General features: G+C 43.0%; 17 protein-coding genes. 10 read left to right on the top strand and 7 right to left on the bottom strand.

The genetic code is table 11. The features are described 5' to 3' along the window. Nucleotides 1-129: 129 nt before the first annotated feature. On the bottom strand, nt 130-1,767 hold the full coding sequence (locus LC605_RS06965; protein ID WP_229546831.1) for a CTP synthase: 1,638 nt from the start codon (nt 1,765-1,767) through the stop codon (nt 130-132). A gap of 86 nt (nt 1,768-1,853) precedes the next feature. Here LC605_RS06965 and LC605_RS06960 point away from each other — a divergent pair, with 86 nt between their 5' ends. Next, nucleotides 1,854-3,683, top strand: a complete 1,830-nt coding sequence (locus tag LC605_RS06960) for an N-acetylmuramoyl-L-alanine amidase (RefSeq protein ID WP_229546830.1) — start codon at nt 1,854-1,856, stop codon at nt 3,681-3,683. 104 nt (nt 3,684-3,787) lie between these two features. Here LC605_RS06960 and LC605_RS06955 read toward each other — a convergent pair whose 3' ends face one another. Continuing rightward, nucleotides 3,788-3,928: a hypothetical protein gene (locus LC605_RS06955; RefSeq protein WP_229546829.1), complete on the bottom strand. Its 141-nt coding sequence runs from the start codon at nt 3,926-3,928 to the stop codon at nt 3,788-3,790. 196 nt (nt 3,929-4,124) lie between these two features. On the opposite strand from LC605_RS06955, the gene LC605_RS06950 reads away from it, so the two are divergent. The 6 genes from LC605_RS06950 to LC605_RS06925 all read left to right on the top strand — a co-directional run bounded on the left by LC605_RS06950 (nt 4,125) and on the right by LC605_RS06925 (nt 7,717). Continuing rightward, nucleotides 4,125-4,520 carry a type II toxin-antitoxin system RelE/ParE family toxin gene (locus LC605_RS06950; protein ID WP_229546828.1) on the top strand — a complete coding sequence of 132 codons (396 nt, stop codon included), beginning with the start codon at nt 4,125-4,127 and terminating at the stop codon, nt 4,518-4,520. Next, nucleotides 4,492-4,809: a DNA-binding transcriptional regulator gene (locus LC605_RS06945; RefSeq protein ID WP_229546827.1), complete on the top strand. Its 318-nt coding sequence runs from the start codon at nt 4,492-4,494 to the stop codon at nt 4,807-4,809. Before LC605_RS06950 ends, LC605_RS06945 begins: the two co-directional genes overlap by 29 nt. A 261-nt stretch (nt 4,810-5,070) precedes the next feature. Further along, the gene (locus LC605_RS06940; RefSeq protein WP_229546826.1) at nt 5,071-5,343 is read left to right on the top strand and encodes a hypothetical protein; all 273 of its coding nucleotides are present in this window, start codon (nt 5,071-5,073) and stop codon (nt 5,341-5,343) included. Nucleotides 5,344-5,375: 32 nt separating this feature from the next. Beyond that, nucleotides 5,376-5,708 (top strand): clan AA aspartic protease, encoded by a 333-nt coding sequence (locus LC605_RS06935; protein WP_229546825.1) that lies wholly within the window; start codon nt 5,376-5,378, stop codon nt 5,706-5,708. A 490-nt stretch (nt 5,709-6,198) separates the two neighbouring features. Continuing rightward, on the top strand, nt 6,199-6,672 hold the full coding sequence (locus tag LC605_RS06930; protein WP_229546824.1) for a helix-turn-helix domain-containing protein: 474 nt from the start codon (nt 6,199-6,201) through the stop codon (nt 6,670-6,672). Between the two features lie 475 nt (nt 6,673-7,147). Continuing rightward, nucleotides 7,148-7,717, top strand: a complete 570-nt coding sequence (locus LC605_RS06925) for a PIN domain-containing protein (RefSeq protein WP_229546823.1) — start codon at nt 7,148-7,150, stop codon at nt 7,715-7,717. 271 nt (nt 7,718-7,988) lie between these two features. Here the strand turns inward: LC605_RS06925 and LC605_RS06920 are convergent, their stop codons facing one another. The 3 genes from LC605_RS06920 to LC605_RS06910 all read right to left on the bottom strand — a co-directional run bounded on the left by LC605_RS06920 (nt 7,989) and on the right by LC605_RS06910 (nt 9,396). Next, nucleotides 7,989-8,186 carry a type II toxin-antitoxin system HicA family toxin gene (locus tag LC605_RS06920; RefSeq protein ID WP_229546822.1) on the bottom strand — a complete coding sequence of 66 codons (198 nt, stop codon included), beginning with the start codon at nt 8,184-8,186 and terminating at the stop codon, nt 7,989-7,991. Further along, on the bottom strand, nt 8,186-8,428 hold the full coding sequence (locus LC605_RS06915; RefSeq protein ID WP_229546821.1) for a DUF1902 domain-containing protein: 243 nt from the start codon (nt 8,426-8,428) through the stop codon (nt 8,186-8,188). The genes LC605_RS06920 and LC605_RS06915 overlap by 1 nt, the downstream gene beginning before the upstream one ends. A 188-nt stretch (nt 8,429-8,616) precedes the next feature. Next, nucleotides 8,617-9,396, bottom strand: a complete 780-nt coding sequence (locus LC605_RS06910) for a Uma2 family endonuclease (protein ID WP_229546820.1) — start codon at nt 9,394-9,396, stop codon at nt 8,617-8,619. 305 nt (nt 9,397-9,701) lie between these two features. On the opposite strand from LC605_RS06910, the gene LC605_RS06905 reads away from it, so the two are divergent. Beyond that, nucleotides 9,702-10,103, top strand: a complete 402-nt coding sequence (locus tag LC605_RS06905) for a hypothetical protein (protein ID WP_229546819.1) — start codon at nt 9,702-9,704, stop codon at nt 10,101-10,103. A 99-nt stretch (nt 10,104-10,202) separates the two neighbouring features. Here the strand turns inward: LC605_RS06905 and LC605_RS06900 are convergent, their stop codons facing one another. After that, nucleotides 10,203-10,799: a pentapeptide repeat-containing protein gene (locus tag LC605_RS06900; RefSeq protein ID WP_229546818.1), complete on the bottom strand. Its 597-nt coding sequence runs from the start codon at nt 10,797-10,799 to the stop codon at nt 10,203-10,205. 23 nt (nt 10,800-10,822) lie between these two features. Here LC605_RS06900 and LC605_RS06895 point away from each other — a divergent pair, with 23 nt between their 5' ends. After that, nucleotides 10,823-11,338, top strand: a complete 516-nt coding sequence (locus LC605_RS06895) for a YraN family protein (RefSeq protein ID WP_229546817.1) — start codon at nt 10,823-10,825, stop codon at nt 11,336-11,338. A 248-nt stretch (nt 11,339-11,586) separates the two neighbouring features. On the opposite strand, the gene LC605_RS06890 is transcribed toward LC605_RS06895, so the two are convergent. Next, on the bottom strand, nt 11,587-11,976 hold the full coding sequence (locus tag LC605_RS06890; RefSeq protein ID WP_229546816.1) for a hypothetical protein: 390 nt from the start codon (nt 11,974-11,976) through the stop codon (nt 11,587-11,589). Between the two features lie 449 nt (nt 11,977-12,425). Here LC605_RS06890 and queA point away from each other — a divergent pair, with 449 nt between their 5' ends. Continuing rightward, nucleotides 12,426-13,706 carry a tRNA preQ1(34) S-adenosylmethionine ribosyltransferase-isomerase QueA gene (gene queA / locus LC605_RS06885; protein WP_229546815.1) on the top strand — a complete coding sequence of 427 codons (1,281 nt, stop codon included), beginning with the start codon at nt 12,426-12,428 and terminating at the stop codon, nt 13,704-13,706. Nucleotides 13,707-13,744 lie beyond the last annotated feature (38 nt).

The following is a 13,744-nucleotide window of genomic DNA, read 5'->3' as shown; positions in this document are numbered from 1 at the left end:
AGCCTTAAGTTAATGTTGTTATGCACCAATTCAAAATCTAAAAAATTAATTTTGAATTACGAATTACGTTAGCGTAGCGGTAGCGAGTCCGCGAGCGTCCGCAGGAGCGTCATTACGAATTACGAATTGTTATGACACCTCCAATGGTGTTGGTGTATCAGATGTGGAAAGAGAAAGAGCGATCGCTGTTTGAATGAACCCTTTAAATAAGGGATGCGGGGTACTGGGGCGTGATTGAAATTCTGGATGAAATTGGCAAGCAAGAAAGAATGGGTGCTTGGGTAATTCCACAATTTCAACTAAACGTCCATCGGGAGAAGTACCACTGATCACATAGCCAGACTTTAACAATAGATCGCGGTAATCGTTGTTGAACTCATATCGATGTCGATGTCGTTCATAAATTACATCTTCTTGATAAAGCTTGAAAGCTAAAGTATCAGTTATAACACGACAAGGATATAATCCCAAGCGCATTGTACCCCCTAAATCAACTACTTCCTGCTGTCCTGGCAATAAATTAATTACCGGATCCGTTGTATGAGCGTCAAATTCAGCACTGTTGGCATCTGTTAATCCCCCTATATTTCTGGCCCATTCAATCACAGAACATTGCATTCCCAGACATAAACCCAAAAAAGGAATTTGGCGATCGCGGGCGTATTTGATGGCAGCAATTTTGCCATCCACCCCCCGAACACCAAAACCTCCTGGCACAACTATGCCATCGACCCCCTCCAGATAATTTTCGGCTGGTTCAGTTTCCAAATTTTCTGAATTCACCCAACGCAGCCGCAGTTCCCCATAAGTGGAAATTGCTGCATGGTTCAGCGCTTCCACTACAGATAGATAGGCATCACTTAACTGTATATATTTACCAACGATGGCAATTTCCACCCTGTTCTTAGGACTATGTAACCGTTGTACCAGAGTTTGCCACTGGATCAAATCTGGTTTACGTTGTTCCATTTGCAGCAAGTTCAGCACTTGTTCTGCCATTCCTTCCCGTTCCAGATTCAAAGGTACTTCATAGATACTTTTGGCATCTTGGGAAGTGATGACGCATTCTTCTGGTACATCGCAAAATCCCGACAATTTCTGCTTTAATCCCTTGGGTAAGGGGCGATCGCTCCGACAAACTAAAATATCTGGTTGAATACCAATGGATCTCAGTTCCTTAACTGAATGCTGCGTTGGCTTAGTTTTCATCTCACCCGCCGAGGCAATCCACGGTACCAGTGTTACGTGCATATACAGCACATTCTGCCGTCCCACTTCTTTGCGGAACTGGCGAATTGCTTCCAAAAACGGCAGTGATTCAATATCTCCCACCGTCCCGCCGATTTCGGTAATCACTACAGAAGGATTTGTACTTTTAGCAACTCGCAGAATCCGCTCTTTAATTTCATTGGTAATATGAGGAATTACCTGTACAGTACCGCCATTGTAGTCTCCGCGCCGCTCTTTATTGATGACCGCCTGGTAAATCGAGCCAGTAGTAACACAGTTTAAGCGCGACATTGAGGTATCGGTAAAGCGTTCGTAATGCCCCAAGTCCAAATCTGTCTCCGCACCATCTTGGGTAACGAATACTTCCCCATGCTGAAAGGGACTCATAGTACCAGGATCGATATTGATATAAGGGTCAAGTTTAAGAATCGACACCGAATATTCGCGCGACTTGAGCAAACGCCCTAGACTTGCTGCTACAATGCCCTTACCAATACTGGAAACTACGCCTCCAGTTACAAAGATAAACTTAGTCATAGTAGTTTTAATTTCTCACAACTTCTAAAAATACATCTCGTCATTGTGCCACAGTTGTTGTGGTCTAATCTTCTGTGATTTTGCTTGTGAAAAACCTCTTAGGATTAGTAATATTAGGCTGTATTCTCACCTCCGCGGTAGCATTGGCAGAGCCATCTCTTATAGTCGTTTTTCCCCAGACAAACTACCAGACAAGTGCCCAAAAAATCTTTTTTCTGGGCACTGCACCACCAGATGGTCAGGTTTTAATCAATAGTAAGCCAATTACTCGCAGCAAAGCTGGTCATTTTTCCCCTAGTTTCCCCTTGCAGTTGGGGGAGAATCTTTTTACTGTGCGTCACCGCAATCAAGAACTCCAGATTAAAGTGACAAGGCTTACCACTGACCCTGAGTTACCACAGGGGTTAGCCTTTGCTAAAGATTCCCTGACTCCCGCAGTTGACATTGCCAGACTACCGGGAGAACTAATTTGTTTTAGCGCGATCGCCCCCCCCAATGCCAAGGTATCTGTCAATCTAGCTAATCAAAGGGTTGTGCTTTCACCTCAACCCCAACAGGCACAACTACCAAGTAACTTGGCAGCTCTAACAGGGCAAAATCAGCCTCAAGCCCAATCTAGTGTAGGAAAGTACGAGGGTTGCACTACAGTCGAACAACCTGATTCTAATTTCTTAAGCCTAATTTACGGTAACAACATTATCTCTGGTGCTGTTGTGCCTTCTTTAACTAAAGAGCTAGATTTGGGTAAACCGGAATTCCATCTGACCCTTAATGGTAAGACGATAACTCAACCAGGATCTGGTAAGGTTGAAATCCTCTCAAAAACACAGTTGCCAGTTTATGAGGTAATACTAGATTCAGGCATTGCTCGCACTGGGCCAAGCACCGATTATTCTCGACTTACACCACTGCCCAAAGGCACACGCACAACGGTTACAGGTAGGGAAGGTGAATGGTTGCGCCTAGACTATGGCGCTTGGATTAATAGTAAAGAAACCCGCATTTTACCTGGTGCAGTTTTGCCACAGACAATAATTCGCAGTATCGGATACCGTCAACTCCCTAGTGCGACAGAGATCGTTTTCCCCTTGCAAGTTCCCGTACCTGTGAGGGTACAACAAGGTGAGCAAGCGATCGCTCTCACTCTTTACAACACCACTGCCCAAACAGACATAATTCGCCTGGATGATGACCCCCTAATTGATCGTCTAGACTGGCAACAGGAAGCTCCAGGACAAGTAAAATACACCTTTAACCTCAAAAAAGCCCAACAGTGGGGATATAAGCTGAGATACGACGGTACAACCCTGGTTTTAGCTTTGCGTCATCCGCCTAAAATTGGGAACACAAGACGAAAGCCTTTAGCTAATTTCAAGATTGTACTAGATCCAGGGCATGGCGGTAAAGAATCTGGTGCCAGTGGCCCAACTGGATATTTAGAAAAAGATGTGAATTTGGTGGTATCTAAGTTGCTGCGTGACGAGTTGGTAAAGCGAGGCGCAACTGTGGTGATGACGCGGGAGGACGATCGCGAAGTTTCCCTAGGAGAACGTCAGGCAATTATCAGTCAAGAAGAGCCTGCGATCGCACTTTCCATACACCACAATTCTTTACCCGATGATGGTGATGCCGAAAAAACTAAGGGATTCGGCACTTTTTGGTATCAACCCCAAGCCCATAACCTAGCAATATTCTTACAAAACTATGTAGTTAAAAAACTCGGCAAACCTTCATACGGCGTGTTTTGGAACAACCTAGCGCTGACGCGTCCATCTGCTGCGCCATCTGTGTTGCTGGAATTGGGTTTTATGAGCAATCCCGATGAATTTGAGCAGGTTATGAACCTAGAAGAACAGAAAAAAATGGCAAATGCGATCGCTCAAGGAATTACGGAGTGGTTTAGGAGCGTGAGATAAATTTGCAGGTAAGCTGTTCCACATTTAAATTGGATAACTAAGGCGCTCATGTTGCCCACCCCACAAGAGTTTGATTTAATCGGATTATGCAATTTAGATGTTTTTTAGCTTACAACTAGAGTTTTATTACCCTGATAGTATTTGCTGGAGTGCGATCGCCTCGGGCGGGGCGTAGCCCATCGCTCTTTTTTAGCTAAATAGAGCGACGCAAATAAAGCTAACTGGCTAAGGCTGTCATTTGTCATTTGTCATTTGTCCTTCGTCATTTGTAAGGGTTTAAGGTGTATTTACGTTTCATAACATAGTTTGGTTTATTCTTGCCGACTTACTTAGCTTCTGCTCAATGTTGCGATTGGTCTTTGTTCAAGCTTTTGACTTTTATAGTGTATTGCCAAGCATAGCACTAAGTGCTATATAATAAGCGAAGGTAATGACCATAGCATGATAATCTACAAAACCCGATGGTTTGACCGTTGGGCACGCAAAGAGGGTTTAAACGACCTTAGCCTCTGCGCTGCTGTAAACGAAATGACGGCAGGACTTTACGAAGCCGATTTAGGAGGCGGACTGTTCAAAAAGCGGATTGCCCGCTCTGGACAAGGTAAGCATGGTGGCTTTCGTACACTGGTCGCAACCAACAAGGGAGATTGCTGGTTTTTTGTTTTCGGCTTCCCGAAAAACGAGCGCAGTAACATTAACAAAAAAGAAGAAAAAGCATTAAAAAAGCTGGCATCAGTGCTGTTATCTTACACGCTACAGGATCTCGAAAAAGCAAAGCTGGAAGATGAATTGATGGAGGTAATTTGCAATGCCGAAGAAGAAATCAGCGATTCTTGAAGCCGTTCACGAAACGGCTACGGGGTTGCACAAGGCTGGACTGATGGATCAGACTACATTGCGTGAATTCGACTGTCTGTGCTTGTCTCCAATTGAACCGCTAGAGCCTAAACAAATTAAGGAAATACGCGAATCATCTCATGTCAGCCAGGCAGTATTTGCCGCGATTTTAAATACAAGTCTATCAACGGTTCAAAAGTGGGAAATCGGTCAGAAGCGTCCCAGTGGTACTGCTCTTAAGCTGTTGCACCTAGTTAAGAAACGGGGATTAAATACCCTGATTGATTAAGGGTTATTTTTGAGGAAAGTGAGCTATGAAAATTAGTTATGGCTCTCAAAAGCCCTGTGATTACTTGCCTATGGTAAATAAAGTAAGAAATTTTGTGCGGGAGTTTCTTACTTTCGGGTTTTTCAAAGCATTTTTCTCCTCTGCTGCTTTGAGGCGATCGCTCTCGCAACTCCTACAGAATCAAGCATTGCTCTTTAACCTCTGTAGCTTCTGCTCTACAATGAAGTGAAGAATCTAGCAGCTTAAACAGGGGATTTATTTATGTCCCACCCTACGCTCAGTAGCCAAGAAGTCGCCCGACGTGGAAAGGAACTTTATCAAAAAAGTATCCGTGCCAAAGTTGAGACAGAAGAGAACATTGGCAAAATTATCTCGATTAATGTTGAAACAGGAGATTACGAAATCGGTGATGATTTAGTCGAAACGAGTCTTCGATTACGATCCAAGCAAACCGATGCTGCACTTTGGGGAGAAAGAATTGGTTTTGATGCCGTTTATGCAGTTGGTGGTACATTGCTCAGGACGGCACATTGATACATGGGACTGTAGTTGGACTTCAGGCAAGAATGAGTCTGATTATTCTTCCAAGAGAACGTTCAGGTGTAGAAATCGAATGTGTTATTGATACAGGGTTTGAAGGGTTCTTAACCTTGCCGCTTTCTGTCATTACTGCTCTTGGCTTGCCCTACCTCATCAGCATCAACGCAAATCTCGCTAACAATTCCAGTGTGGAAACCGATGTTTATTTGGCAACAGTTGTATGGAATGGTGTGGAGCGTAATATTCCAGCGCTAGCAATGGGTAGTCGTCCACTCATTGGAACTGCCCTGCTTGAAGATTATCATCTCAGTATAGATTTTTGCGAGGGTGGTACGGTTCTGGTGGATGAAATTTTATAACCTTCAGCAAGAAGTCTGAAGTAGCGACGCAACATAACAATTTTTCTGTATTACGTTTTTTTGCTTCATACCAAAGCATGGTATTAGCTTCTTTTCTTATAGTTGCCATTTGAAGACAGATGCGATCGCCTCTGATAAAATCATAAGCATCTTATGTCTGTCATATTTTGGCGCGATGCCTGCGGCGGGCTTCTCTACGAGAGGCTACGCCAACGCCTACGCTCTCCCAACTCCCAGAGAATCAAGCATTGCTCTCTAACCTCTGTAGCTTCTGCTCTACAATGAAGTATTGATTTTTCTTTCATCAAAAGTCCTTCAATCTGAGTTGCAGGATATTTAGTGGAATACTGTCAAAGTTGCTTTCGTTCATTTCGTTCATTGCGTTTATTTTGAATAAGAGCTATTATGAGGTGAATGATAATTGCAATCCATATTTTCCTATGGATAAGTGGAGTGCAATTCGATATTAAGCGTAGAAAGGCTAATATCTATGACACTCAGTAGATACCAAACTAGCAAACCCGCTATACCTACAGAAGAGGATGCTACCCTAGCTAAAACTAGTAGTCAAACTTTGGCATCATACATACGGAATAATGATACTTACCGTACTATCAAGGTTGTGCAAGATAACACTACGAGCGAAACGGTTGCTATACCAGCAGAGGCTTTTCGTTTGCTTGTTGATATTTTGGCACAAATGGCTAAAGGTAATGCTATTACTCTTATGCCCGTATATGCAGAGCTGACAACACAAGAAGCAGCTGATATCTTAAATGTTTCTCGTCCTTATTTGGTAGGGTTATTGGAATCTGGAGAGATGCCATACCGTAAAGTAGGTACACGGCGACGGGTGCGTTATCAAGATATAATTGATTACAAAAATCGCATTGATGCTTTACGAATGCAAACTCTTGAGGAGCTTGCGGCTCAAGCTCAAGAATTAAATATGGGATATGACTAAGAATCTCGATACATAGCAATTTCACATAATTAACTAAATACTCTGCTATGGAGAAGCTTTAGTAACTAATCGGCTTAGTTTTAACTCTAATGCTCCTAAGATTGTTGAGATGAGATACCCTAAAACTTTAAAATAAAATTCCAATAAATTACAATACCCTTGGGATAAGACTAAAACCCTTGTCCAGTGGACAGTGTAGAGACGTTGCAATGCAACGTCTCTACAGGCCTATGGTTCTCCAGAAAATCCTTAACCCAAGCGTATTGCAATAAATTACTTACTAAAAAGTTAATTTAAAGATAAATTTATTACTAAGTAGGTTGGCGCAATTAAAGTTAACTGGCTAAGGCTGTCCTTTGTCATTGGTCATTAGTAAAGGCTTTAAGCTTATTTACGTTTCGTAACATACTTGACTTTTTTCGTGCCAACCTACTTACTGTCAAGATTAAATAGCTAAAAGTGGCGGAGTCTTGTAGTGTCCAATTTTACAGCTATTTATGATGCCTGTGTCTTATATCCAGCGCCATTAAGAGATTTTCTGATGTGGTTGGCGCTTACCGATCTATTTAAAGCGCGATGGACAGATGAAATTCATTCGGAGTGGATCAGAAATGTTTTACAAAATCGTCCAGACCTTACACTTGAACAGCTGATCAAAACTAAAGAAAATATGAATAATAATGTCAGAGATTGTCTGGTAACAGGCTATGAAAGACTTGTGGCAGGTTTACAACTTCCAGATCCAGGCGATCGCCACGTTCTCGCAGCAGCAATTCGTTGCCATGCCAATGTCATAGTCACTTTTAACCTCAAAGATTTTCCTGCCTCATATCTTGCACCCTATGGAATTGAACCTCAGCACCCGGATGATTTTATTTTACATTTAATTGACCTTAACCTAGCAGCCATTTGCCAAGCGGCGAAAAGACAAAGAAGGACTCTTAAAAATCCGCCCAAGACAAAAGAAGAGTACTTGGAAACACTGTTGAGACAAGGACTTAGACAGTCTGTTACTGCTCTACAAGAGTTTTGTTATGATTTCTAAAAAATATACTTTTTTCATTGAAGAAGAATTCAGGAGTCAGCAATCTTTCAGTGGGGGATTCAGACCCGCCACTGTCTTGTTGACCACGCTTATCGAAGATTTAGTGGGGGTCTTAAACCCCTTGATTCATCCGCCAGTCGCACAAAATACCCAAGCTGAATTCTGGCTCCTTTTCTTATGGTTCCTATTTGAACACAGATGCGATCGCCTCTGATCAAATCATGAGCATCTTAATCTCTGGCATTTTGGCGCGATCGCTCTCCTCATAAACTCAAAAATGCTTATCTAAACCGGCTTGTTTCAATACTCCATTTGCAGTATGGCCTGATTTTCTTTTACTATCAACTACAAAGTTATTATCTGTAATTGGGCTATACCAAATTTCATGATCTCCTTTCCCTTGGCTTTTAAAATAACATCCGGCTTCTGTTAAAAGCTTTTTAACTTCAGGAGTAAAGGAAACACTCATTATCCAGCCACTTTGATTGATTCATGACGATGGGTTGTTAAGTATAAATCAATGTAATCTTTGTTGCCAGATTCAAGTTTATTTAATTCAATAAGTTCTGGAATCATCGCTTTAAGTTTTGCTGTTAACACCTCAATAGTAGAAGCTTCTGTAACCAACCCAGGTAGATTATCACTGCTAGCTACCCAAACATCAACCTCCGAATCCCAAAAAGCGCTTACTTTGACAATAAAACTATTCATAATTCGCTTTTTTAGTTATCACACGGATGTAAACAATTTTAATTCAGAACTTGGAAAATTTTGCAAGTAACTTACAAAAGAGCAATGTAGAAGATAGCAAAAACAGCCCTCAAGTTATTGAAAGGTGCGTTGGCGTAGCCCGTCGTAGACATCGCTGATTTACCGACTACTGAAAAACTTAGTAAATATTACTCTACGTCTGGGTCGATACCCATTGCCGTGAGTCGTTCTGCTAATTGTGCAGCTTTTCGCTCTGCTTGATCGGCTCTTTGTCTTTGCAACTCGGCTTCTTCTTGACCAATCAGTAACAGATTTCCCTCTAAATCCCACCAGCGCAACCAAAATTGCTCAGGATTATTTAAGTAGCTTCCCTGCCATAACCCTAATTCTACTTCTAAAGGAGTAATTGGGTAGTGGTTTCGCTCATTAGGCTGCATTTTGTGGTATGAAAAATCTACCAGGTGATAAACCTCTAGTTTGTCATTACTAATTTCATAGATTGCATAATAGGGAATTCGGATTATTCGCTCATATACCCAGAATTTACCCGGTTTTGCGCCTTCCCGACTACCAGCTACAGGTAAAGGAGTGACATCTCGTTCTTCATCGCCATTACCACTAGCTAGTTCTATAGCAATCAATGGCGGTATGTATTCCCGCCACAAAACATAGGAGCGACGGTTTTTGCCATCTAGCTTTGGTGGTACACCAGGGACATAAAACCAATCCGGTGCTGCTGCTCCTTTTTCTGGTGGTTCAGTCTCTCGCCAATAAATACCACAATCTTGACCAATGCAATACTGTCCATCTGGATGTAAGCGTTGCAAAACTTGAGCAATTGAGTCTGTCAAAATGACGGTTTGGGGATGCTCTTGAAAATTTTTCACAAACGTACCATCAGACTCTGGTAGTTGAGTGTGATCGGGAAACTGAGGCGGTATACCAATATCAGCAAGTGTTTCACTCATACTTTGAAAAGTATTGCAGCTATTTATTTAACGCGATGTGCAACTTATTCTTAAAACCCCTCTCCCAACCTCTCCCCGAAACGGGGAGAGGCTTTGATTCTTGCTCGCCAACGCTACAAGGGTTGGGGTTGGGGGTTAGGTTTGAGAGTAAAGTTGCACATGGCGTTATTTAGTGCTTTATGCTTCCCATCAGGTGTTACTAACTAGTATAACACCTTGCTCTGTATTGATTTCAGTGCTTCTACCCTGCCAGAACCGCTTTGATTGCGGGTAGAAATATATGAAATCTGATATTTTGAAACTGTATGTATTTTAAAATAGGCGGCATAGTAGGAGCGATCGCTATTTTATTGACTAATGGTAGTGCGTTCACCGGAGGTGTTGGCGCAGCGATCGCCCAAGATGCACCAAGATATATCACTGTAGGGCATGATCAACTAGGTAACAGCGTAGCTTTGGATACAAAAACTATTAAGGGCACGACATATAAGCTTTACGGGATGTACGGTGATGGCATTTTCGAGACTACCTTCGATGCATCTTGCAAAGAATCACGGCTTTTTCGGAATCGCATTGCCATTTACGGATCAGATGGACAGCTACTTGAAGAGGATCAGGAAAAAGGAGAAATACCTTTTGTAGCCAATTCTTCACCAGGCAAAGGAATGCAAATTGTTTGTCAAAAAATTGGTGCCCGTGGTTGGTAGGTTAAGTGGGGAGAAATCAATTCAAAATTGAAGAAAAGACTAAGGGAGATGAGGGAGATGAGGGACAAATGACAAATGCCCCGAATCTTTAGTTGTCAGCTAAGGACAAAACAACGTCTCACGCGTATCTCGTCCTGTAATAGGATTAGTTCCTTTGGCAAGTTTGCACAACTTTTTTTGCTCATCGGGACGCAGCAGCGTATCGGTAAAATCTGCCCCGTCAATTATTGCACCATCAAATCTGGCGTTAGCAGCAAAGGCACCCTCCAACAGTGCATTTGTCAAATTTGCTCTGACTAAACGAGCCGAGTCTAAAGTGGCATTTCTCAAATCAGAACCCTCCAAATTCGCAGACTCTAAATTTGCTGCAAAGAAACTGACACCGTTCAAATTAGCTCGGCTGAAGTTGCTCTGGCGAAGATTCGCTTTGGTAAAGCTGGAGTCTGTTAAATCACGCCCTGAGAAATCAGCTTCAACCAAAATTTCTTTATTATATTCGAGTGCCAAAGCTGTCGGAGCAAAACCGACTGTTGCGCTGATGCCAACTATTCCCCACAGGAATAAGCTGAGTATGCTTGCCCAAATGTGATGGTTTGTTTTACGCTTCAATCCCAACTTGGTTCGGGATGAATCGAGTGTAGAACCCGTTGTGCTGCATCTACGCCCGCCGCAGGCATCGCTTAACCTAGAATTCATACAATTCATCATATTTTTAGTCAATGGCTAACCTTCCTCCATCTCATTATCCAGATATTGGTGAATTAGGAGAAGACCTAGTAGCCCAGTGGTTGCAATCTACAGGTTGGATAATTCTCCATCGTCGCTTTTCTTGTCGCTGGGGGGAAATCGATATTATTGCTGAATATCATGGAGTAACTGAGAAAGAGCAGGGGAGCAGGGGAAAAGACCCCACTCCCCACTCAATATTGATTTTTGTGGAAGTCAAAACCCGCAGTTCAGGTAGTTGGGATGCAGGGGGAAGAAGCGCAATCACCCCACAAAAGCAAGCAAAAATCTGGCGCACAGCTGGAATATTCTTAGCTCAGTACCCTGAGAAGGCAGATTATTCTTGTCGATTTGATGTTGCTATTGTCTGCTGTCAAAGGATATCAAAAAATCTGACTGGGGTTACAGCAAGCCAGGAAACTCTTGCTACTTCATCGGCAGCCGGGTATAGGTTCAAGCTGCAAGAATATATTCTGGCAGCTTTCGACTCCTCAATTGAGAATGGTTAATCGGTAATGGGTCAACGGCCCCGCCCACAAGGGGACGAGGTTTTACACACGATCTATAAAATATCTTCATTAAGCTGTTACGCATTTAAATTGTATATTTACTCGTGAGGTTATCATTAGTCATTTGTATTTCAAAGGACAGATGACTAATTGACTTAGGACAGTCTTAATGATTGCAATGTACAATCTAGACGCGCATCAGCTTACTAATGACCAATAATTTTGTAGTGGCGTTAAACCAAATAGTGTCACGCCAAAGTTTCTGGACAGTAGCCTAAGCCCCGAACAAACTGTTGCCGGAATGCTTCGATTTCGTCTCTCTCTGGACTACCATGAGAGACAATGGCTACCTGATAGCGACGCATTACGTCCACAGGGCACTGTCCTGCTTCCAAACTCCAAAGTGCCATTTGCACCCTCATTGGCGGCTCGTAGCTAATTCCTAATTCATTTAGAAAAGCGCGGAAGTCGCCATCTTCTTGGGGCGAAACTTGACCTTTGAGTTTGATCCTAACCACCCAGCCATCAATTTGATGAATTACGGTGATGAACGAAATTGGTGTCTGGGGTCTAGCGTGCAGGTGTTGAACGACCCTCAGGGTTAGACTGGCATTTGCCAGATAGTACAAGTATTCCATGTTTGTTGGTGCTTGGGATCAAAGCCAATCCTACATATCTATATTCGTCAATCAGTGCCTGTTCCCGGTAGGGTAAAAGCCCCCGTTTTTAGATGGGGAGGTTTACCCAATTTTTATGTTAATTTTTCCGTGTTACCTAATAGTACCAATCTTAATAGTCTTGTGGTGAAACTGAGCAAAGATCCCTTAAAGTTCCTTTAGAAGGAAAAGCTCAAAGGAGCTTTTTTAAGAGAGTATAAATACTAAATAAAGTAAAAACTAGTAAGTAAGCTGGCATAAATAAACTTTCATTATGTTAAGAAACATAAATAAGCTTAAAGTCCTTACTAATGACCAATACTTCGACTACGCTCAGTACAAGTCGCTCAGTACAAGTGACCAATTGACTTAGGACAAATGACAGCCCTTGCCAGTTAGCTTAAATTGCACCAACCTACTTAGAAGCCAATTTGAAAGACACCTCTCGCCCACAAGCAAAAGATTTTGAATTAGATTGCTCGGTAGCTGGGTATGACTACGAACTACCTCCAGAACTCATTGCCCAAAACCCAGCAGTTCCTAGAGATAGTTCGCGGTTACTGGTGGTTGATTCTCCGACTACAGGCATCGAAATAGCACCCCAACACCACATTTTCCATGATTTGCCTGCACTGCTGCGTTCTGGTGATTTGTTGGTTATGAACAATACAAGAGTTATTCCGGCGCGGCTTTATGGTCATAAATCCACTGGTGGGAAAATCCAGGTGTTGCTGTTGGAAGAACGACAGTATAACTGTTGGTTAGCTTTAGTGAAGCCAGGAAAAAGCTTTAAACAGGGAGCGAAGATTATTTTTGAAGGAAGGGGAGATGGGGGAGATGGGGGAGATGGGGGAGATGGGGGAGATGAGGAGGATGGGGGAGATGGGGGAGATGAGGGAGAAAATTTTACTTCATCCTCCTCATCCCCCTCATCCTCCTCATCCCCCTCATCCTCCTCATCCTCCTCATCCCCCTCATCCCCCTCATCCCCTCATTTCCTCACGGCTACGGTTTTAGAAACAGATGCAGCAACGGGGGGGCGTTTGTTGCAGTTTGATGTGCCAGAGGGAAAGTCTTTGGTGCAACTGTTAGAGGTATTCGGTGAAGTACCGCTACCACCGTACATCACTGCCTCAGAAGCTGCTGATGAACAGTATCAGACAGTTTATGCTCAAGAGCCAGGAGCGATCGCAGCTCCGACGGCAGGGTTACACTTTACCCCAGAATTATTACAAAAGTTGCGCGATCGCCAAATCAATCAAGCTTTTGTAACACTGCACGTTGGTGTCGGCACATTTCGCCCTGTGGAAGTGGAAGATGTAACTACCCATCAGATGCATGAAGAATGGATTGAAGTTCCCGCCGCTACAGTAGAGCAAATCCGCGCCACTAAAGCAGCTGGTGGTCGGGTTATTGCTGTGGGGACAACGGTAGTAAGGGCTTTAGAAGGGGTGGCTCAATCTGGGAATTTACAACCATTTTGCGGTAAAACAGACTTGTTTATTTATCCCGGCTACCAATGGCAAGTGGTGGATGGTTTAATTACCAATTTTCACCTACCGCGTTCCAGTTTGCTGATGTTGGTAAGTGCGCTAATTGGCAGACAGCGATTATTGAATATATATAAGGAAGCGATCGCTTCTGGATATCGCTTTTATTCATTCGGCGATGCCATGCTAATTTTGCCATCAGGTGTGGGAGTTAGGAGTTAGGAGTTAGGAGTTAGGAGTTTGGAGTTTGGAGTTAGGAG

The organism is Nostoc sp. CHAB 5836, assembly GCF_020829445.1.
GTDB lineage: Bacteria > Cyanobacteriota > Cyanobacteriia > Cyanobacteriales > Nostocaceae > Nostoc.
Note: the sequence above shows the minus strand (reverse complement) of the source record. Positions and strands in the feature narration are given on the sequence as shown.